The following is a 19,820-nucleotide window of genomic DNA, read 5'->3' as shown; positions in this document are numbered from 1 at the left end:
GGGTGGTCGTCCAGCGCGTAGGCCTCGGTCCCGATCCCCTCGATCTGCAATGGGGCTTTGGTCCTGCGCGCCCAGTCAAAACGGAAGTCGGCGGAGTCGACCGCCAGCCCCCGCCCTACTCCACGGTCACGCTCTTGGCTAGGTTGCGCGGCTGGTCGACATCCGTGCCTTTCCGCACCGCGGCGTGATAGGCGATCATCTGCACGGGCACCGCATAGGTCACGGGAGCGATCAGGGGATCAATCCCGGGCATGACAAGCGTCTGTTCGGCGAGATCGCCGGCCTCGCGCGCACCCTGTTCGTCGGTGATCAGGATGATGCGACCTTCACGAGCGGCAGCTTCCTGGGTGTTCGACATGGTCTTCTCGAAAAGATCGTCAGTCGGTGCCACAACGATCACCGGTACCCGCTCGTCAATCAGCGCGATCGGCCCGTGCTTCATTTCACCTGACGCATAACCTTCTGCGTGTATGTAACTGATTTCCTTGAGCTTCAGAGCACCTTCCATCGCAACGACGTAAGAGGTGCCGCGGCCGAGATAAAGCACATCACGCGCCTCGGCGACATCGTGTGCGATGGCCTCGGCCTGCTCTTCCACACGCAGGGCGCGGGACATCTGGGTCGGCAGTGAGGCCAACGCAGCCGACGCGCTGGCGAGCGCCTCATCGCGCAGCGTGCCGCGTGCCAGGGCCGCCGAGATGGCAAAGCTCAGCAGGACAGACAGCTGGCAGGTGAAGGTCTTGGTTGCCACCACGCCGATCTCGGGCCCGGCGTGGGTCGGGAGCACCACATCGGACTCACGCGCCATTGTGCTGGTCTCGGTGTTGGTGATCGTCACGATCACCTGGCCCTGCTCGCGCGCATAGCGTAATGCGGCCAGTGTGTCGGCGGTTTCGCCGGACTGCGAGACGAACATCGCCACGCCGCCCTCGGGCATCGGTGCGTTGCGGTAACGGAATTCGGAGGCAACATCGACCTCGACCGGAAGCCGCGCGAGCTGTTCCAGCCAGTACTTGCCGATCAGCGCGGCGTAGAAGGCGGTTCCGCAGGCGATCAGCGTGACACGCGGCACTGTCGTCAGGTCGACATCGAGATCGGGCAGCGTCACATCGCCCGTGGCGGGATCGAGATAGCGACCCAGGGTCTCGCCGATCGCGGTCGGCTGCTCGTGAATCTCCTTCTCCATGAAATGACGATGGTTGCCCTTGCCGATCGTCGCGCCGGAGAGCTGCGTGATGACGGCCGGACGGCTCACCTTGCGCCCGCCGGCGTCGTAGATGTCGGCGCCGTCCTGGCGGACGATGACGAAGTCGTCCTCCTCCAGATAGGTCACCTTCCGGGTGTAGGGTGCCAGTGCGATGGCGTCCGAGGCGAGATACATCTCGCCGTCCCCCCAGCCGACGGCCAGCGGCGCACCGCGCCGGGCGCCGACGATGACGTCCTCGCCGCCGCCGATCAGGAAGCCCAGGGCAAACATGCCGTCCAGACGCTCCATCAGCGTGACCATAGCCTTCTCGACGCTGAGCCCCTGATCGAGCAGGCGGTCGAGAAGATGGGCGACAACCTCGGTGTCGGTCTCGCTGGCGAAGCGGGCACCCTGCGCGCCAAGTTCCTCGCGCAGAACCCGGAAGTTTTCGATGATGCCGTTGTGGACCACGGCGACACGTCCGGCGATATGCGGATGCGCATTGCCTTCGGTCGGCGCGCCGTGGGTGGCCCAGCGGGTGTGGCCGATGCCGATGTGGCCCGGAAGCGGTGCGTCATGCAGCCTAGCATCGAGATTGTGGAGCTTGCCTTCGGCCCGGCGGCTATCGATGGCACCGCTGACAAGCGCCGCAACACCGGCAGAGTCATAGCCACGGTACTCCAGCCGTCTGAGGCCGTCGACCAGGAGGCGTGCTGCGTCGGGATTGCCGACAACGCCGATGATGCCGCACATGGACTAACCTTTCTGTTGTTCTTGTTTGCGACGCGCCTTTTCGGCCGCCTTGCGTTCGTGAACCCGGGGCGCAGCGTCCTCCCGTGTGATCTGGTCCGAACGTTCCACGGACAGCGCATCGGCCGGAATGTCGCGCGTGACGGTGCTGCCGGCCCCCACGATCGCGCCGTCACCGACCTTGACCGGCGCGATGAGCGCCGTGTTGGAACCGATGAACGCACCCGCGCCGATATCGGTGTGGTGCTTCAGGTAGCCGTCGTAGTTGCAGGTGATCGTGCCCGCCCCGACGTTGGCGCCTGCGCCGATACGGGCATCGCCGATGTAGCTCAGATGATTGGCTTTCGCGCCGGGCTCGATGGCTGCGTTCTTGACCTCGACGAAGTTGCCGATGTGCGCACCGTCACCGACGTCCGCGCCGGGCCGCAACCGCGCATAGGGCCCGACACGCGTGTTCTTGCCGACAACGCAGTTCTCGAGATGGCTGAACGCTTTCACGATCGTCCCGTCGCCGATGCAGACGCCCGGCCCGATCACGACATGGGGTTCGATGGTCACGTCGCGGCCAATCCGTGTGTCCCAGGAGAGATAGACCGTGTCGGGTGCCATCATGCCGCAGCCTTCGGCCATGGCGCGCTCGCGCAGGCGGCGCTGCATCACGGCCTCGAAGCGGGCCAGGTCGGCGCGGTCGTCAGCCCCGATCGTGTCATCGGGATCGTCGATCTCCAGAACCGCGACGTGACCGCCTTTCCGGCACGCCAGTTCGACGATGTCCGTCAGATAGAACTCACCCTTGGCATTGTCATTGCCGATCGCGTCCACAAGATCGAACAGAACCGACACGTCAATGCTCATCATTCCTGAATTACAAAGGCTTATTGACTTTTCCTTATCTGATGCATCACAAAACTCAACAATCTTCCTGAGGCCACCCGTCGCGTCGACGACCAGGCGTCCGTACCGGTTCGCGGTCCGGACATTGATGCCGAGAACGACGACCGCGGCACCGCTCGACCGACGGGCCACAACGAGGTCATGGAGCGTCCGTGCTTCGATGGTTGCAGCATCGCCAGACACCACGATCACGTCACCGGCGTTGAAACCCTGCAGCGCATCGCGCGCTGCCTTTACCGCATCGGCCGTACCGCGGGGCGTCTTCTGGACCGCTGTGATCGCCGGCGCGACCGCCCGCGCCAGGTCGTCCATGCCGGGACCGATCACCACCACGGTTCGCTCGGGCGCAATCCCCGCAGCAGCATCAAGCACATGGTTGACCATCGGACGACCGCAGATCCGGTGCATGACCTTTGGCAGGTCCGATTTCATGCGGGAGCCGAGCCCTGCCCCCAACACCACCACGGCAACACCCGGAAGGGCGAGATCATCGGTCATGGAGACCTCATCTGGAGAAAGGAACATGTGTGCCCGGAAGGGGGCCGAAACGTGCCACAACGATCCGGAACCGGCCAAGACAAACAGTCTTTCAAAGGCTTACAGCACCCGTGTTGATGGGGAAGAAGTGCCAACGTAGGGTGTGCCCGCCCGCCGCAGGAGCCAGCCGTGCCGCGTCGTCACCGTTTCCAAGCCGTCGTGTTCGATCTCGACGGCACGTTGATCGACAGCGCGCCCGACATTGCCGATGCGCTCAACATGGTCATGGCGGAACTCGGACGGGTCGGCTTCACCGACCGGATGATCCGGGAGATGGTGGGCACCGGCTGGACCGGCCTGATCGACCGCGCCCTCGACCAGACCGGTGGCATGCCCGAGCAGGGTGTCGACTGGTTCAACGAGCGTTTCCGCCATCACTACGTTCCGCGCAGCACCCGGCTCTCCAGCGTCTACCCTACGGTCCGCGAGACCATCGAAACGCTGCATGGCGACGGTGTCGCCCTCGGCATCTGCACCAACAAGCGCCAGGTTGCGACCGACATCGTGGTCCGCGAATTCGGCCTGCTGCCGTTCATGGGCGCCGTCGTGGGCGGTGACACCGGTGTGATGAAGCCCGACCCCCGACACATCGGCGTGGTACTGGAACGCCTTGGCGTGGAGCCCGCCGACGCCATCATGATCGGTGACAGCCGCGCCGACCTCGATGCTGCGAAGGGTCTCGACATGCCCTGCGTGCTGGTTCGCTACGGTTACACGACCATCCCCGTGGAAGAACTCGGCGGCGACCGCCTGATCGACCGCATGGACGAACTGCACACCGTGCTGCCCGAACTCTAACGGCTCCTCTCCCCCTTGCCCTCATGCTCCGGCTCTCGTGCGCCAATACGACATCAATACGACATCGCGTCATCCGGGGACGGGAATCCCTCGTGCGCTGCCTGCCGGAGCACGTGTTCCGCCCGTTCCCCGTCTTTCTGACCTATCGGCCGAGCGCGCGGCGCACCCCAGGTCGTCGAAGGCCAGGAATCAGCGCTCCAGGTTCGGCCATCAGCTGGCATGAATGTTGGCGGCCTCGAACTGGAAGACGGGAATCACGGCGTTGCAGATGTGGGCGATCCGAAGTAAGCTCTCAGCATGACCGTGGGCGCGTTGGTGTTGCCCGTGACCAGAATCGGCTGACCAGGATCGGCATCAGCAGAATGTCACCTCGCCCCCTTCCCCGATCGTCGCGCGCATGCCCGTCGCGAACGCCGTGCGCTGCTCTTCGTCGGCCAGGAACATGGGACAGAACGTGCCGTAAAGTCTGTTCGCGACGACGATGCCGGTCATGACGTTGACGTCGGGATAGCCGATCACGATGCCCGCAGCCCCGCCGCAGGGTGTCGGCGAGGTTGCCGGGCGTGCCGCCGGAGCCACGGATGTTGGGCACGACCATGCATGCGCCGCCAACGAGAACGCCGAGCTGCGGGTGGCTCTTGTCGGTGATGCGGCCGGTTTCATGGTCGACGCCACCCCAGAAGCTGATCGGCGCATTGAGCACGAGCACGGGCGCGTCGACACTGCCCCCGATCAGCGGCTTGAGCGGCGTCATGCTGCGAGCTCCAGGTCGGGGTTGCGCCAGACTTCGCCGCGCACAGCCGACTCAACGCATTCATCAAGGCTGGCGATCGCCGTCTCGACCGGCAGTTCGCCGGGCGCGTAGTAGGCATATTTGCCGGAATTCGTCATGACGCGGCCGACCAGGCCATGGGCCACCGGCCGCCAGTAGAGGCAGGTATCGACCACCGGCGTCACGCCCGCGGCGACGATGGTGTCGATCCAGCCCTGCTCGCGGGCGCATTCGAGGACGAAGCGGTTCATCTGGATGTAGAACGGCATGTCGTTCTTCACCCGGCGGCCGTCGATCAGCCCGGCGAGACGTTCCACTTCGTTGAGGGGTACATGCGGCGTGCCGATCACCACGGCGTCGATGGGGCCTTTCGTGAATCCGGTCATCTCGTTCCTGGACGCAATGACGTCATCGACGGTGATCGCGCCCTGCTCCACCTCGCGCCCGCCGGTCGCAGCATCCAGTGTGGGCGCCTCTGGCGTCAGGCCCACCGCGTGATACATCGCCACCCCGCCCGCCGAGGCTCCGGTCGCACTGATGCCGCGAAGGTTCTCCGGCGTGGCAGCCGGGTTCACGCCCGTGAGCACAGGGATCTTCATGCCGACCTTGCGCCCCATGGCATGACCGATCAGGTGATAGGAGAGATCGTCGGCGGCCAGCGCCTCGGGCAACGTCGCAACCTCGAGATGCAGCGTCGCCAGGCGGCCCTCGTCGGTGTGAAGCCCGCACAGCGGCACGCGGCCGGTCAGCCCGGCGCAAAGGTCGATGTAGTCTCCGTACTTCAGCGTGCGCGCACCGACGACGCTGTTGAAGTAGCTCACCGCATTCGATTCCGAGACCGCGATCTGCGCCCCGAACCCCGGCGCGCCCGGAAGCTGATAAGGCGCACAGGTCATGGCAAGCTTGCAGCCGACTTTCGCGTGCAAGTCCCTGAGCGCGCGGCTGCGCGTCGAATCGCGCAACCCCTCCTCGTCGCGCCGGAGCAGCGGGTTGTCGGGGTCGTGGACCCCGACGTTCGTGCAGGTCGGCACCGCAACCTCGGTCCCCTCGTCCGCGACCCATTTCAGGAAATCGTGGTGCGGCTGGATCGCCGCGAAGGTCGTGTTCACATAGGCTGCCGCAATCGGTTGGAACCGTTCCGCGCCGTGCAGCGCCCCGGCCTTGGCCAGCAGACCGATGGCGAACTCGAGCACTGGGCCGCGGCGGCCATCCGCCATGGCTTGTTCGTCGGGCGTGAGCTTCATACCACCCTCGTGATACGGCTGGTCACCCAGCACCGTGATGCGGTGCATCCTGCTGTGGCTGGTGAAGTTGGGCGTGGCGATATGCATGATGCAGCGGTTGTCCCACGTGCCGAGGTCGTTGGGCTGCCAGATGGTGGCGCATCCGGTCGTTCGGATGTTCGGCGAACGCGCACAGCATGCGCAGCAGATGGTCGCGCTGAGTAACAGTGCCAGCTCGCTGAGCATGACGGCGGTCGTCTCCGACATCAACCTGCTCCACATCCCCAGGAAGACGGACATGGGCGAAAGCGACGTTCTTCCCGGGGCGCGGCGAATCGAATGCCGTCATGTCTCTGTCCCCGTGTTCGGCGCACCTTGTGGCACAACACCGTGATGCTGACACGCCGCATGGCCTGTGCCAGAGAAGCGGCATGTCGGATCGTGTCGCCACCGCCGCCCACTGGGGCATTTACGAAGGTCAGATCCGGACGGATGGCGGCCTGCCGGAGATGCGCCCGGCCGGCGATGATCCAGACCCTGCCCGCATCTCCGCCAATCTGGCCGATGTCGCCGATCCCCGCGCACGCATCCCCTGCCCGCTCGTGCGCGAAGGCTATCTGGCCAATGGTCCCGACAGCCGCGAAGGGCGAGGGCGGGAGCGTTACGTGCCGGTCGCCTGGGACAGCGCGCTCGACCTTGCCGCCGAAGCCCTGCAATCGACACGCGACCGGCTGGGGTCGGATGGCGTGTTCGGCGGGTCCTACGGCTGGGCCTCGGCTGGGCGCTTTCATCACGCCCAGAGCCAGCTCAAGCGTTTCCTGAACCTCACCGGCGGTTACGTCGCCGCGCTCAACACCTATTCCTCCGCCGCGGCCGAGGTGGTCGTGACGCGTTTCCTGGGTTCGTTCGGCATGATCAACGCTGGGCACGACTGGCCGACGATCCGAGAAAACACGGAGCTTCTGGTCTGTTTCGGCGGCCTGCCCTTCAAGAACGCGCAGATCGATGCCGGCAGCACCGGCCCCCATGTCGACAACGAGAGCCTCGATTCCTGCCTGAAGGCGGGCGTGGAGGTCGTCTCGGTCTCACCGATCCGGCACGAACACGACAACCTGGCGGATGTGCAATGGTTGGCACCGCGCCCCAATTCCGACGTTGCGCTGATGCTCGCCTGCGCCCACTGGCTGATCGAACACGGCAATGTCGACCACGCCTTCCTGGAACGCTGCTGCGTTGGCGGCGACCAGGTCATCGCCTATGTGATGGGCGAGTCCGACAGCACGCCCAAGACGCCCGCCTGGGCGGCGGCGCTGACGGAACTCGACGAAGCGACCATCGTCGATCTCGCGCGGCGCATGGCGGAGAAGAGAACGCTGATCGCCGTCGCCTGGGCGCTGCAGCGGGCCGATAACGGCGAGCAGCCGTTCTGGATGGCCTGCGCGCTGGCGGCCCTTCTGGGCGGCATCGGGCGGCCCGGCGAGGGGATGGCCTATGGGCTCGGCACCTTCAACAACTACGGCGTGGGCCGCCTGCCCTTCCGCAAGGCGGCGTTCCCGCAGATCAAACCCGGAGAGCAACGCTACATCCCGGTCAGCCGCGTGGCCGACATGCTGCTCCAGCCCGGCAGCACCATGCCCTACAACGGCGAAGACGTGACGATGCCCGAGATCGGGCTGGTCTGGTGGGCGGGTGGCAACCCGTTCCACCACCATCAGGACCTGCATCGGCTGGTCCAGGCCTTCCGCCGTCCCGACACCGTCATCGTGCACGACAGCTTCTTCCAGCCGACTTGCCGTGTGGCCGATATCGTGCTGCCGGCCACCACCTTCCTGGAGCGCAACGACTGGGCGGCGAGCGCCCACGGCGGTTTCTTTACACCCATGCACAAGCTGGCCGACCCCTTCGGCGAGGCGCGCAACGACCACGATATCTGCGCCGATCTCGCCGACCGTTTCGGCAAGCGCGATGACTTCACCGAAGGCCGCGACGAGATGGGCTGGATCCGCCATATGTGGGGCATCACCCGCAACAACGCCCACCGCGCCGGCTGCGACCTGCCTGACTTCGAGACCTTCTGGTCGGGCGGCATGCTCTCGATCCCGACCGGGAACGACACCACCGCGAAACTCGCGAAGCTACGCGAGGACCCGGACGCCCATCCGCTCCCCACGCCATCGGGCAAAATCGAACTCTTCAGCGAAACCATCGCCGGGTTCGGTTACAACGACTGCCCCGGCCATGCGGTCTGGCGCGAACCCCGGGAGTGGCTCGGCAGCGCCGACGCCGCGCATCATCCGCTGCACCTGATGTCGGATCAGCCGGCCGGGCGACTCCACAGCCAGCTCGATCCCGGCAGCGCCAGCCAGGCGACAAAGATACGCGGCCGCGAGCCCTGCCTGATCCACCCCGACGATGCGGCCGCGCGCGGCATCGTCGATGGCGACATCCTGCGCATCTTCAACGGACGCGGCGCCTGCCTCGCCGGTGCCGTCGTGACCGAACGCATCCGCCCGGGTGTCATCAATGTTGCCACGGGCTCCTGGTTCGACAGCGACGAGCCCGGCGAGCCGTCAGCCCTGGAACGCCACGGCAATCCGAACGTGCTGACCCGCGACCAGGGCTGTTCCAGCCTGAGTCAGGGTCCTTCGTGCAACTCCGCCCTTGTCCAATGCGAGCGATTCGGCGGCAATCTGCCTCCGGTCGAGGCTTACGACCTGCCCATCGCCGATTGACGCCTGCGTTGCGGTGCAACAAGCCGTACGGCGTCAGACGCCGGGGCACAGGCCCCGCAGAAGGTCTGCCACGTTCCCGACGCATCGGTCGCCTCCCATGGTGCCACCAACGACGGGATGGTTGCAGTCGAACAGGTCGGGAGCAAGTCCTTCGAGCTCGACAAGCCTCACATGCGTGGGTGTCGGCGGCGCCGACAAGCGCTTTGACGTTCATGACTGTCCACTTTGTTGTTGCAACCAGAAGTCATGTTTCCAAACAATCTACAATCGGCCAAGAAATGCCAGGAGGGCGAACAACAAAGGCTTTGCCTTTTTGCGCACGACACTGTTTCCTGAGAGAAGTCTGGCGGAGCCGGTCCGGGGACGGTGCAACTCCGCGCTGGAAAACACGGCTTCAAGCGGGGGTAGGCGTTACCGCCATGTGGATTGGAATCTTCGTACTCATCACCTTTGGTGGTGCCGCGCTCGCCTGTCTCTACATCTCGATCATGGCCGCCCGCGAAGGCAAGTGGCACGTGTTCGGCGCGTTGCTTCTGCCCGCGTTCGGTATCGGCGGGACCATCATCATGCTGATCTGGAAGCCAGTTCTGTTGGAGCTCTTCGGCGATCCCAATCTCGAGGATGTGCCGGCATCGGCGCAGCTGCTGACCGGCGATGCGCTCGCTGCGGCGCACAGCGACGTCGCGCGTTTCGGCCTGCGCTACAACGAGGATACCGGGACCTTCCACTGGTACGACGAAAACCACACGGCGGACGGCGGCTTCAAGGGCATGGACGACACGGGCTTCACCTGGTCCGGCGGCTGGGACATCGTGGACGATCAGCTCTGCCTGACGCTCGGCCAGGACATCAACTGCACCAACATCTATACGGACGGCGACAACTACTATCAGGTCAACCACCGCGACGAGATCGTCAATCGTGCGATCGAGATGCGTGCGGGTGTGGTTGAGATTAATGACGGGGCCGTTGCGCTCTCGGATGCGACCCTGCTCGCCATCATCCCCGGCCATACGCTGTCAGGCGAGAGCTTCATGCACTACGGCGACCCGTTTTACGGCGCGAGCTTCGCTGCGGACGGCGATGCCGTGACTGTGCGGCGCGGAACCTCAGCCGACAACCTCAGCGAGACCGAGAGCGGCACCTACCGGATCGAGGACGGTGAGCTCTGCCTGGCAGGCGTTCTGAACATCGCCGAGGAGTGCTTCGAAGTTGTGCCATCCGTTCGCGGCTTCGACATCGCGCGCGGCAACGGACGCGTGAAGGCGGCGGTCACGACCCTGGAGTAGATTCCAAGCGCTGAAGGCGGGATTGGGAGACAGGGCTCTGCATGGATTTCGCTTTCATCCTCGTCGGTCTGGCGCTTGTCGTCACGGCGGTCATGCGCGGCGGCTGCGAGATCGGGATGACCGCCGGCGCTTGACAGCCCGCGGGCCCACCTTTTAAGAACGTTACACTTCCCGACCGCGGTGGGCGCATAGCTCAGCGGGAGAGCACTGTCTTCACACGGCAGGGGTCGCTGGTTCAATCCCAGCTGCGCCCACCACCTGAATCAGGCACTTGGCCCTCTACCGGACAGTGCTCTTCGGTGTCATTGCACCGAAAACCGTTCAAACGCATCATAGGGCGTCAGCCTGGTCATCGGGCGAGACTCTTGCATAAACCCGCTCCGTAATTTGCGAATCGCTGTGCCCGAGGTACTGCGAAATCCTGAACGTCAAGGCTCCGGGCACAGGGTGCCCGATCATCTCACCCTCCTCGGGTTGGGGACCAGCCGGAGTCGGCTCCCTTGCCCCATCAGTCGGTCTTGAGGGGGTGAGTTCACCTACGACGCTTGATATACGCCTGCGTGGCCGTGATCTCGACATCGCTCTCCTTCTCGTTCACCTTGCGATGTCACGAACTTTCAATCCTTCTTTCTCGCCTAGAGCAGGGTGCTTTCCTCGATTGCTCTTAGGTGCACCTTCACCTTCGGGCACATGTGCTCCTTGAGCATGGTGATCTTGACCATCTCCCCCTTGATCTCGAAGTGGACTCTGGCCTTATCGAACTCGCGTTTGACTTGGCCACCCAAGCCATCAAGAAGCAGTGCTATCACGTAACAAGGAGTCTTCTTATAGAACTTGGCTTTGAACTGGATTAGTTTATCATTCGAGGCTCCGGGGACTGGGTGCCGATATGCAACATCTGTCTTGAGAGTGTTGATCGTCATTCCTGTTCTCCTTTCAGTCGTTGTTGCGTTCTTGGCTGCGGCCTTCTTGAGGGGCCTCCTGCTGTGCAATTGATGTCACGAGGTCAAGGTCCGGACCGTCGAGGGGCTCACTAAACATCTTTACGTGGTGATGATCCAGAGATTTTCAAGGGCTTGGGGCTGTCCATGGCATCGTTTGCAAGGCCCAAAGTTATGTTTTCTGATCCCCCAATCCCCTTCGCGACCACATGGCTTGGGTACCGGTCAGGTAGCTGTTCCAACGGCTTCGAGCCACGCATGACAGCCCTTGATCGGGGCCAGGTACGGGTTTCGTGGGTCTTGGCGTTGACCACCTCCACCGTGCTGGATGCTTGTCCGCCGTCAGATCATCGGGCCGCGCCGGCTGGGTCAACATGGTTCGCCCCCGGGACGCGTCACCGATCGCCCTCTCCCCCTCTCCCCCTCCCTGCCGGACGCTGCCAGCCAGCGGCAAGCCTCCGCCGGAACGGGCCGCGGGCCCATTGCCATTCGTTGAACGACCAGCCCTGGCCACTTTCCGAGCCGTGGGACTGAGGGATGGCCGGGGAAATCGACGAATCATAAATTAACACTTGTTTTCGACAGTTGCACTGCTATATACTATTCCATGATGCCGAACGATACCGAACGCTTTTCGCTCGACGAGCTTTGCAGCCTGGCGGATCTGCCGAGACGCACGGTCCGTTTTTACATCCAGGAGGGACTGGTCGATCGCCCGGAGGGAGCCAAGCGAGGTGCCTACTACACAAGAGGACATCTCGAGCAGCTGCTGACAATTCGCAAATGGCAGCGCGCGGGCCTCAATCTCGAACGGATACGGGAACTCGTGTCCGCACCGGAGGAAGGCGGGGTGGTCCCGCCGGAGCGCCCCCGACGACCCGGTGACGTATCTGTCCGGAGCCACATCATGCTCCGTCCGGGCGTGGAGCTCGTCATCGAGCCGCGGGAGGCGGGACTGGCGCCTGAAGAGGTGCGCTCGCTGGCACGGCAGGCAGCGGTACTTTTGAACAAGCTGAAGAAGGAGACATCGTAATGAGCGTGAGTGCAGCAGCGATCTTGAAGGGTGTGCGCGGTGAGGCCATCGTCCTCGAAGAGGTGAGCGCCGAAGCGTCGATCAACGACCTCATGGCGGAGGTCACAGTCACGCAACGCTATCGCAATCCCGAAGCGACGAACATCGAGGCGGTCTACACCTTCCCCCTTCCCCTGGATGGCGTGCTTCTCGGCTTCGAGGTCGAGATCGGCGACCGCAAGCTTGCCGGTGTGGTGGTCGAGAAAGCGGAGGGAGAGCGCCGCTATGAGGAGGCGATCACTGACGGTGATGCCGCTGTGTTGCTGGAGCAGGCCGAACCCGGACTGTACACAGCGAGCGTAGGCAATCTCTTGCCGGGCGAAGCGGCCACGATCCGCTTCCGCTACGGCCTTCTGCTGCGCTGGAACGGCGACCGCATCCGCTTCGCGATGCCCACGACGATTGCACCCCGTTACGGCAATCCCGCCTCGGCAGGCCTCTTACCGCACCAGGCACCTGAGTACGCCTTCGACGCGGAACGAGCGTTCAGTCTCAGGATGGCTGTGCGCGGGCTGCTCAAGGACGCGCGCTTCAATTCCCCTTCGCACAGCGTCAGCGTCGCGCCGGAAGCGGAGGCGACGATCATCGCGCTCACCGGCGCACCGGCCATGGATCGCGACTTCGTCCTTGAGGCCTGCCTCTCTCGATCGGAAGCCGCCAGCGCACTGGTCGCGCGGGACCTCGATGGCTGGGTGGCCTTGGCGAGCTTCCGGCCAGAGGTGCCTGTGGCCAGCCACGATGAGCGCCGCAGCGTCAAGATCGTGGTCGACTGCTCGGGCTCGATGGGTGGCGATTCCATTGCCCAGGCGCGGGATGCGCTGGAGCGGATTCTGGACGGGCTGCGGGCGAGCGATCTCTTTGAGATCATCTCCTTTGGCAGCAGCCACCGGGCGCTGTTCGGCCGCGAGACGCCAGTCTCGGAGACGACACTCGCCCAGGCGCGACGCTTCGTTCGTGCCCTCGACGCCGACATGGGCGGGACCGAAATCGGGGCCGCGCTCGATGCCGCATACGGAGCTCGCGACGAGGCGGACCTGCCATGTGACCTTCTGCTCATCACAGATGGCGCGGCCTGGAACAGCGACGAAGTCATCGCTCGTGCGAAGAGGTCCGGCCATCGCATCTTCACGGTCGGGGTGGGCAGCGCGGTCGCCGAGCACCTCGTGCGCGGGCTTGCCGAGGCGACGGGCGGTGCCTGCGAGTTTGTCGCTCCGCGTGAGGATATGGCCATTCGCGTCCACCGCCATTTCCAGCGCATGTACGCGCCACGTGCCAAGAGCGCCGGTATCCGCTGGCCTGCAGCGCCGCTGCGAAGCATGCCCAATCCGCTGCAGACCGTTTATGGCGGCGACACCTTGCACGTTTTTTCCTGGTTCGCCGAGAAGCCGGCAGGCACGGTCACCCTGGATGTGACGCTGGCCGACGGACGCACTGTCAGCCATGAGACGGAGGTCCTCTCGTTCGACGAAGGCCCGACGGTGCCTGGATCCGAAGGAGCGTCGCCATCCACCCTAGCTCGCCTTGCCGCCGCTCAGCGTGTTTTCGGCATGAATGACCCCAACGAAGCGACCGAGCTTGCCGTCAGCTATCAGCTCATGAGCCAATGGACGAACTATGTCGTGGTCCATGTCCGGGCCGAGGGCGAAAAGGCAGATCATCTCCCGGAAATCCATAAGGTGCCCCAGGTCGTTGCCGCGGGATGGCACGGGATGGGAACGGTGCACGCGGCACGACGTTCTGTTCACGCAGAGGCTCTCTGTTACGATCTTGACCCTTCCTCCTTGCCGGCCGCCGAAGAATGTTATTCGTTGCGGTCTGAAGCTCCCACGTTTCGGGGACGCTCGGCAGCGGGGATTATCGACCCAACCGGGCTCGTCGCGTTGCTGAACGCATGGGCCATGCGGCCATTTCCGACACTCGACGATTTCGAGGCCTGGGGCCTTCCGGATGCGATCGTCGTGGCCTTGGAAGATCTCGTGGCCTGCGGCGAAGACGAGCGGTTGGTGGTACTCGGGTTCCTCCATGTGCTGGCGCAGTCCGAGGCAGGCAAAGCCTTGGAGCGTCACGTTCGCAGGAAAATTCTCAAGGCTTACAAGACGGACAAACCGCGTCAGACCGTTGTGGATGCCGTGACTTGCGTCTTCGATGGCTGGCAGAATCGGAATGCCATGGAGGGTGGTGGGCCTTGAGTGTGCAGACAAGAGCTTGCGTTCATGCCCTGTTGACCGACGAATACGTTGCGGTCGCGAACCGGGAACGGCGTCACGCCAATCATGGCCGAAGCCGACGGTGCGTCGTTCCTGCAAGAGACCCGCGAACTCGGCGTGAACGCCTCACGCGGCATCTGCGCCGGCCTGGCCGGCCTCGGTCACTGCGTCGGGCGCGGTTCCGGCGGGTTCATTGTCAACCGCCACAGGCACCGGGCGTTCGAGGATGCCTGGCTCGGCTACGGCGATGTTCCGGGCGGCGACAGCCGGGTCTTCGGCTACGAGGTCGACGGTCTTGACCACATCGTCGGGGACAGCCTGCCCTTCCCGACCGGCGAGGACGGTGCGCCCGAGGGCATCGAAATCCTGGCCATGGGACCGGCGACCAACGCCGAGGCCGATTTCAGCCTGTGAGGCGAAGACCTCTGCATCGGCACACTCGACCACAGCGTCATGGCCGAGCGGCGTCATGGCGAGACGCCCCCCGAAACGCTCGAACGCGTCGAGCGCGGCAACGGCATGATCGTCAACTTCAGGCGCGGTCGCGGTGAGGTCTTCACCGCTGCCTGCTGCGAATGGGTCAACAGCCTGCGCCTCCGGGATAACCAGGCCGAGCAGGTCACGCGCAACGTGCTGCGCCGCTTTGCCGGGTGACACGATTCACAGCCGGCTTATCATAGAAATTGACAAAATCCGCGTATGGGCGAAGATGACTGTCGGTCCTTTCAATTGATGGATCGAATGCCCGCCGGCGCAAGGCCGGACAGACGGGCGACATGTCGGGAAAGGGGGTTAACCATGCTACCGCCTGACCACGCATTGCCCCGCCTCGGACGTACCGCGGCGGGGCTTTGCTATTTAGGCGGCATGGTCGACCAGGAGCCTATCGGCTCGTTCGATCGGGACCTCCAGCATGGCCGATGTGTTGCCGAAGTTATGGCAGAGCGACGGTTGCAGCAGGCTGGCACGTCGCGCGATATCCCGCGTGGTCGTCCCGGCAAAGCCGGTCTCGGCGAAGCTCCGGCCGGCGGCCGGAACGCCCATCCTGACGGGATCGCGAAGGTGATCGTCTTCGCCAGCTGGAGCGGTCTCTCGCGAGCCGGCCTAGCGCCGCTCCTCGGCGGCCTCCTTCTCGTCCTGCGAGAACATTTCTTCGAGTTCCCGGGTCCAGGCCTTGCTGTCTTCGGCCGAAGCCGCCGCGTCCTGTCCCATCCGGTGCTGGTGTTCCAGACGAGCGACATCGTGGTCTCTGAACGTGTTGACCGTGCGCCGGCTCTCGTAGTCGCCGAACCCGAGCGCCATCAGGATGTCGTGCGACATCTCGAGGCTCGAGTGGAAGGTGTCGCGGGTGATATGCGTGATGCCGAGTTCCATCAGCTGCAGCGCATGTTGTCGGTTCCGCGCCCGGGCATAAACCGTGAGATTGGGGAAGTGCTTGCACACCGTGCGGGCCGTCGCCATGGAGCGAGCGACATCCTCGATCGCCAGAACGAAGAGCACGGCGTCGTCGGCACTGGCCGCGCGCAGCAACTCAACCCTGCTGGCATCGCCATAGTAGATCTTGTTGCCGAAGCGACGCACGAAGTCGACCTGCTCGGCGCTGGTCTCCAGGGCCGTGAAGCCGATCTTGCGGGCTCGCAGGATGCGACCGACGATCTGACCGACACGACCGAAGCCGGCGATGATCACCTGGTTTTCTTCCTCGATGTGCCGTTCGTATTCCGGCTCCTCCTCGCGGGTGCGACGGTCGATGGCGTCGTTGATGATGAAGAGCAGCGGCGTCGCCGCCATCGAGAAGGTCACGATGACCACGATGAGCTCGGCGGTCTCGGGTGCCAGCAGAAGCGACATCGTTCCCTCGTTCACGATGACGAAGGCGAACTCACCGCCCTGACACAGCGTCACCGCGATGTTGCGGGAAGCCTTCCATGTCGTGCCGACAGCGCGTGACAGACCGATCAACAGGATCACCTTGACTGCGATCAGCCCGATCGCGAGTCCGACGATGGTGAGCGGCATTTCGATGACCAGGCCGACATTCAGCGTCATGCCGACGGCCATGAAGAACAGGCCCAGCAGCAGCCCCTTGAACGGCTCGATGTCGGCCTCGAGTTCGTGCCGGTATTCGTTCTCGGCCAGCAGAACGCCCGCGATGAAGGCGCCCAGTGCCATCGACAGGCCGACAAGTTCCATCAGCACGGCGACACCGATGACGGTGAAGAGCGTCATCGCCGTGAAGACCTCGTGCGTGCCGAAGCGAGCCACGGCACGAAGCACGTAACGCAGCAGAAAGTGGCCGCCGACCACGACGAGCGTGATCATCGCGATCGCCTTGCCCGCACCCACGAGGAAGCTGTCGTCGGAGTGGGTGACGTCGGGCACAGCGAGCAGCGGGATCAGCGCCAGCATCGGGATCACGGCGAGATCCTGGAACAGCAGAATCGAGAACGACGAACGGCCGGCCCGGGTCGCAAGCTCGTTGCGTTCGGCGAGAATCTGCAAGGCAAATGCCGTCGACGAAAGCGACAGCGCGAGGCCAATGACAATCGCGGACCCGGTGTTGAGCCCCATCGCCAGGGCGACCAGGAACAACACGAGGGCCGTCACCGTGACCTGCGCACCGCCGAACCCGAAGACCGACCTGCGCATCGCCCAGAGCCGCCTGGGCTGCAGTTCGAGACCGATGACGAAGAGCAGCAGAACGACGCCGAACTCCGCGAAATGCAGGATGTCCTTCTCGCCATGGACCAGATTCAGCACCCACGGGCCGACCGCCACGCCTGCGAGCAGGTAGCCCAGGACCGAGCCCAGGCCCGCACGCTTGGCCAGCGGCACCGCGACCACGGCCGCGGCCAGGAAAATCAGGGCCTGTTCAAGAAATGCCATCCGGCGTAACCTTCTCTTGTTCCTGTTCTAACACGGACGCTGGGCCATGACCGAATGCCCCCGCACCTCGCCGCTCCAGAAGCGCGTCACCCTCTGGGGCGAAATCATCGCCCACGAGGGCCGCGGCATGTTTCCGGGTAGGCATGTTTCTGGGTAACCGTGGCTCTGCCCGGGGCTGCCTGACCGACGAGCCCTTCCGGCTGGCGCCACGATGCCGGCGCATGCGGCAGGACGATCGCGTCCTTGCCAACCATCCGGTCGATTCCGACGGCCTCCACACGCTCAAGCCGATGGCCTGAATGCTTGCTCCCAGGGAGTGCACTGCGTTAAAGGCCGCGCAGTTCACGCGTTCCGATAACCTGCCCACCCTCAACCGCCGGGCATCACGCCATGGACCTGCGCAATATTGCGATCATCGCTCACGTCGACCATGGCAAGACCACGCTGGTCGACGGCCTGCTGAAACAGTCGGGCGCCTTCCGGGAGAACCAGAAGGTGGCCGAACGCGCCATGGATTCGAACGACCTCGAGCGCGAGCGCGGCATCACCATTCTCGCCAAGGCGACCTCGGTGGAGTGGCAAGGCATACGCATCAATATCGTCGACACGCCCGGCCATGCCGACTTCGGCGGCGAGGTCGAGCGTATTCTCTCGATGGTCGACGGCGTCTGCGTCCTGGTCGACGCCTCGGAAGGTCCCCTGCCCCAGACCAAGTTCGTCGTCGGCAAGGCACTCCGTCTTGGCCTGCGCCCCATTGTCGTCATCAACAAGATCGACCGGCCCGACCAGCGCGCCGACGAAGTGCATGACGAGATCTTCGATCTCTTCGCCGCGCTCGACGCAACCGACGAGCAGCTCGACTTCCCGACGCTCTTCGCCTCGGCCAGGCAGGGCTGGGCCAGCGAGGACGCCAACCAGCCGGCCGATACCCTGGCCCCGCTGTTTGACCTGATCGTGCGCCACGTGCCCGCGCCGACGGTCGAGGCCGAGGGCGCGTTCCGCATGCTCGCGACGACGCTTGAGGCCGATCCCTTCGTGGGACGAATCCTGACGGGTCGGATCGAGTCCGGTTCGGTCAAGGTCAACCAGCAGCTCAAGGCGCTCAGCCGCGACGGCAGCGTGCTGCAGCAGGCGCGCGTGACGAAGGTGCTGGCCTTCCGTGGCCTCGAGCGTACGGCCATCGATGAAGCGCATGCCGGCGATATCGTCGCTATCGCCGGGTTCTCCGAACCCACCGTTGCCGACACGCTGGTCGATCTCTCGGTCAACACGCCGATCGAAAGCCAGCCGATCGACCCGCCGACGCTCGCCATGACCTTCGGCATCAACGATTCCCCGCTCGCCGGCCAGGAAGGCGACAAGGTCACGAGCCGCATGATCTGGGACCGCCTGCAGCGCGAGGCCGAAGGCAATGTTGCGCTTCAGGTCAGCCAGACCGACGACAAGACCGTCTTCCAGGTCGCCGGTCGCGGCGAACTCCAGCTCGGCGTCCTGATCGAGACAATGCGGCGCGAGGGGTTCGAACTCTCCGTCGGCCGTCCGCAGGTGGTCTTGCGCGACAATCACGAGAACGGCGTCAGCGAGGAGCCGATCGAGGAGATCGTCATCGATGTGGACGACGACTTTACCGGTCCTGTGGTCGAACAGCTCGCCACCCGCAAGGGCGACCTCCAGGAGATGGGTCCGTCAGGCGGCGGCAAGACCCGCATGGTCTTCCACGTGCCATCGCGCGGCATGATCGGCTATCACAACGAGTTCATGACCGACACGCGTGGCACCGGCGTGATGCACCGCCTGTTCCACGGCTATGCGCCCTGGCGTGGTGCCATTCCGGGCCGTCGCACGGGCACGATGATCTCGAGCGAACAGGGCACGGCCGTAGCTTACGCGCTGTGGAACCTGGAGGAGCGCGGGGCGCTCTTCGCCGATCCCGGTGACAAGGTCTACAAGGGCATGATCATCGGCGAGCACAACAAGGGCGGCGACCTCGACGTCAACCCGCTCAAGGCGAAGCAACTCACGAACTTCCGGGCGGCCGGGAAGGACGATTCGATGCTGCTCACCCCGCCGGTGCGCATGACGCTCGAAAAGGCCATGACCTATATCGCCGACGACGAGCTGGTCGAAGTGACGCCCGAGTCGATCCGCCTGCGCAAGCGCTGGCTCGACCCGCACGAGCGCAAACGACGCGCCAAGCAGGCCAGGGCGGCCTAGCTCCGCGGCGGATAAGGTCCGGCCATGTCGACCCACAAGTTCTTTCGGCTCGATCGTGCCTGAGCCATGGACCACGACGCCCCCACAAGCCCTGGTGGCGCGACTTGCCGAGACAACACCCGGCACGGCCGCCACCATCGCGCTTGATGGTCGCTGACCTGTCGAGAGTTGGTCGACCGCGCTCCTGTCGTCGTGATACCGGAAGCCCGGGTGCGACCATGCATGGACGGCAACGATATGAGGCGATTGCCACGCGCGGACGCCTTGTCGCTGTTGTTCCCGACCATACATCTCACCCGGCCAGTCCGTGACGGATCGT

General features: G+C 64.5%; 16 protein-coding genes and 1 tRNA gene. 10 read left to right on the top strand and 7 right to left on the bottom strand.

The window, feature by feature from the left end:
• Positions 1-115: 115 nt before the first annotated feature.
• On the bottom strand, positions 116-1,939 hold the full coding sequence (gene glmS / locus GDA49_02860; GenBank protein MBC6439354.1) for a glutamine--fructose-6-phosphate transaminase (isomerizing): 1,824 nt from the start codon (positions 1,937-1,939) through the stop codon (positions 116-118).
• A gap of 3 nt (positions 1,940-1,942) precedes the next feature.
• Positions 1,943-3,328, bottom strand: coding sequence for a bifunctional UDP-N-acetylglucosamine diphosphorylase/glucosamine-1-phosphate N-acetyltransferase GlmU (gene glmU, locus GDA49_02855; GenBank protein MBC6439353.1), 1,386 nt, complete (start codon positions 3,326-3,328; stop codon positions 1,943-1,945).
• A gap of 168 nt (positions 3,329-3,496) precedes the next feature.
• Here glmU and GDA49_02850 point away from each other — a divergent pair, with 168 nt between their 5' ends.
• Complete coding sequence (locus tag GDA49_02850; GenBank protein MBC6439352.1) at positions 3,497-4,165, top strand: HAD-IA family hydrolase; 669 nt, start codon at positions 3,497-3,499, stop codon at positions 4,163-4,165.
• A 292-nt stretch (positions 4,166-4,457) separates the two neighbouring features.
• Here GDA49_02850 and GDA49_02845 read toward each other — a convergent pair whose 3' ends face one another.
• Together GDA49_02845 and GDA49_02840 are read right to left on the bottom strand one after the other, a co-directional pair.
• Positions 4,458-4,919, bottom strand: a complete 462-nt coding sequence (locus tag GDA49_02845; protein MBC6439351.1) for a DUF126 domain-containing protein — start codon at positions 4,917-4,919, stop codon at positions 4,458-4,460.
• On the bottom strand, positions 4,916-6,427 hold the full coding sequence (locus tag GDA49_02840; protein ID MBC6439350.1) for a DUF521 domain-containing protein: 1,512 nt from the start codon (positions 6,425-6,427) through the stop codon (positions 4,916-4,918). Before GDA49_02840 ends, GDA49_02845 begins: the two co-directional genes overlap by 4 nt.
• A gap of 164 nt (positions 6,428-6,591) precedes the next feature.
• On the opposite strand from GDA49_02840, the gene GDA49_02835 reads away from it, so the two are divergent.
• The 3 genes from GDA49_02835 to GDA49_02825 all read left to right on the top strand — a co-directional run bounded on the left by GDA49_02835 (position 6,592) and on the right by GDA49_02825 (position 10,438).
• Positions 6,592-8,892: a molybdopterin-dependent oxidoreductase gene (locus GDA49_02835; protein MBC6439349.1), complete on the top strand. Its 2,301-nt coding sequence runs from the start codon at positions 6,592-6,594 to the stop codon at positions 8,890-8,892.
• A 419-nt stretch (positions 8,893-9,311) separates the two neighbouring features.
• Complete coding sequence (locus GDA49_02830; protein ID MBC6439348.1) at positions 9,312-10,181, top strand: hypothetical protein; 870 nt, start codon at positions 9,312-9,314, stop codon at positions 10,179-10,181.
• Between the two features lie 182 nt (positions 10,182-10,363).
• Positions 10,364-10,438: transfer RNA gene (locus tag GDA49_02825), tRNA-Val, on the top strand.
• A gap of 378 nt (positions 10,439-10,816) precedes the next feature.
• Here the strand turns inward: GDA49_02825 and GDA49_02820 are convergent.
• A complete protein-coding gene (locus tag GDA49_02820; protein ID MBC6439347.1) occupies positions 10,817-11,104 on the bottom strand; it encodes a hypothetical protein in 288 nt (95 codons plus the stop codon).
• Positions 11,105-11,729: 625 nt separating this feature from the next.
• On the opposite strand from GDA49_02820, the gene GDA49_02815 reads away from it, so the two are divergent.
• The 4 genes from GDA49_02815 (at position 11,730) to GDA49_02800 (ending at position 15,055) form a co-directional block, all read left to right on the top strand.
• Complete coding sequence (locus GDA49_02815) at positions 11,730-12,155, top strand: MerR family transcriptional regulator (protein ID MBC6439346.1); 426 nt, start codon at positions 11,730-11,732, stop codon at positions 12,153-12,155.
• The gene (locus GDA49_02810) at positions 12,155-14,383 is read left to right on the top strand and encodes a VWA domain-containing protein (GenBank protein MBC6439345.1); all 2,229 of its coding nucleotides are present in this window, start codon (positions 12,155-12,157) and stop codon (positions 14,381-14,383) included. Before GDA49_02815 ends, GDA49_02810 begins: the two co-directional genes overlap by 1 nt.
• 84 nt (positions 14,384-14,467) lie before the next feature.
• The gene (locus GDA49_02805) at positions 14,468-14,815 is read left to right on the top strand and encodes a hypothetical protein (protein MBC6439344.1); all 348 of its coding nucleotides are present in this window, start codon (positions 14,468-14,470) and stop codon (positions 14,813-14,815) included.
• Positions 14,816-14,854: 39 nt separating this feature from the next.
• The gene (locus GDA49_02800; protein MBC6439343.1) at positions 14,855-15,055 is read left to right on the top strand and encodes a hypothetical protein; all 201 of its coding nucleotides are present in this window, start codon (positions 14,855-14,857) and stop codon (positions 15,053-15,055) included.
• Between the two features lie 204 nt (positions 15,056-15,259).
• On the opposite strand, the gene GDA49_02795 is transcribed toward GDA49_02800, so the two are convergent.
• Both GDA49_02795 and GDA49_02790 read right to left on the bottom strand, forming a co-directional pair.
• Positions 15,260-15,445: a helix-turn-helix transcriptional regulator gene (locus GDA49_02795; GenBank protein ID MBC6439342.1), complete on the bottom strand. Its 186-nt coding sequence runs from the start codon at positions 15,443-15,445 to the stop codon at positions 15,260-15,262.
• Positions 15,446-15,505: 60 nt separating this feature from the next.
• Complete coding sequence (locus tag GDA49_02790; protein ID MBC6439341.1) at positions 15,506-17,287, bottom strand: cation:proton antiporter; 1,782 nt, start codon at positions 17,285-17,287, stop codon at positions 15,506-15,508.
• A 143-nt stretch (positions 17,288-17,430) separates the two neighbouring features.
• Here GDA49_02790 and GDA49_02785 point away from each other — a divergent pair, with 143 nt between their 5' ends.
• Positions 17,431-17,586: a hypothetical protein gene (locus GDA49_02785; GenBank protein MBC6439340.1), complete on the top strand. Its 156-nt coding sequence runs from the start codon at positions 17,431-17,433 to the stop codon at positions 17,584-17,586.
• 91 nt (positions 17,587-17,677) lie between these two features.
• Entirely contained in the window at positions 17,678-19,501 is a 1,824-nt protein-coding gene (gene typA, locus GDA49_02780; GenBank protein ID MBC6439339.1) for a translational GTPase TypA, read from the top strand.
• Positions 19,502-19,820 lie beyond the last annotated feature (319 nt).

The sequence above is a fragment of the Rhodospirillales bacterium genome (genome assembly GCA_014323865.1).
GTDB lineage: Bacteria > Pseudomonadota > Alphaproteobacteria > SP197 > SP197 > SP197.
Note: the sequence above shows the minus strand (reverse complement) of the source record. Positions and strands in the feature narration are given on the sequence as shown.

Excerpts from the sequence above, each read along its gene's own strand:
- GDA49_02845 (MBC6439351.1), bottom strand. The coding sequence starts at position 4,919 with ATGACGCCGCTCAAGCCGCTGATCGGGGGCAGTGTCGACGCGCCCGTG.
- GDA49_02840 (MBC6439350.1), bottom strand. The coding sequence starts at position 6,427 with ATGTCGGAGACGACCGCCGTCATGCTCAGCGAGCTGGCACTGTTACTC.
- GDA49_02795 (MBC6439342.1), bottom strand. The coding sequence starts at position 15,445 with ATGGGCGTTCCGGCCGCCGGCCGGAGCTTCGCCGAGACCGGCTTTGCC.
- GDA49_02810 (MBC6439345.1), top strand. The coding sequence starts at position 12,155 with ATGAGCGTGAGTGCAGCAGCGATCTTGAAGGGTGTGCGCGGTGAGGCC.
- GDA49_02790 (MBC6439341.1), bottom strand. The coding sequence starts at position 17,287 with ATGGCATTTCTTGAACAGGCCCTGATTTTCCTGGCCGCGGCCGTGGTC.
- GDA49_02830 (MBC6439348.1), top strand. The coding sequence starts at position 9,312 with ATGTGGATTGGAATCTTCGTACTCATCACCTTTGGTGGTGCCGCGCTC.
- GDA49_02820 (MBC6439347.1), bottom strand. The coding sequence starts at position 11,104 with ATGACGATCAACACTCTCAAGACAGATGTTGCATATCGGCACCCAGTC.
- glmU (MBC6439353.1), bottom strand. The coding sequence starts at position 3,328 with ATGACCGATGATCTCGCCCTTCCGGGTGTTGCCGTGGTGGTGTTGGGG.
- GDA49_02835 (MBC6439349.1), top strand. The coding sequence starts at position 6,592 with ATGTCGGATCGTGTCGCCACCGCCGCCCACTGGGGCATTTACGAAGGT.
- GDA49_02815 (MBC6439346.1), top strand. The coding sequence starts at position 11,730 with ATGATGCCGAACGATACCGAACGCTTTTCGCTCGACGAGCTTTGCAGC.
- GDA49_02785 (MBC6439340.1), top strand. The coding sequence starts at position 17,431 with ATGTTTCTGGGTAACCGTGGCTCTGCCCGGGGCTGCCTGACCGACGAG.
- glmS (MBC6439354.1), bottom strand. The coding sequence starts at position 1,939 with ATGTGCGGCATCATCGGCGTTGTCGGCAATCCCGACGCAGCACGCCTC.
- GDA49_02800 (MBC6439343.1), top strand. The coding sequence starts at position 14,855 with ATGGCCGAGCGGCGTCATGGCGAGACGCCCCCCGAAACGCTCGAACGC.
- GDA49_02805 (MBC6439344.1), top strand. The coding sequence starts at position 14,468 with ATGGCCGAAGCCGACGGTGCGTCGTTCCTGCAAGAGACCCGCGAACTC.
- typA (MBC6439339.1), top strand. The coding sequence starts at position 17,678 with ATGGACCTGCGCAATATTGCGATCATCGCTCACGTCGACCATGGCAAG.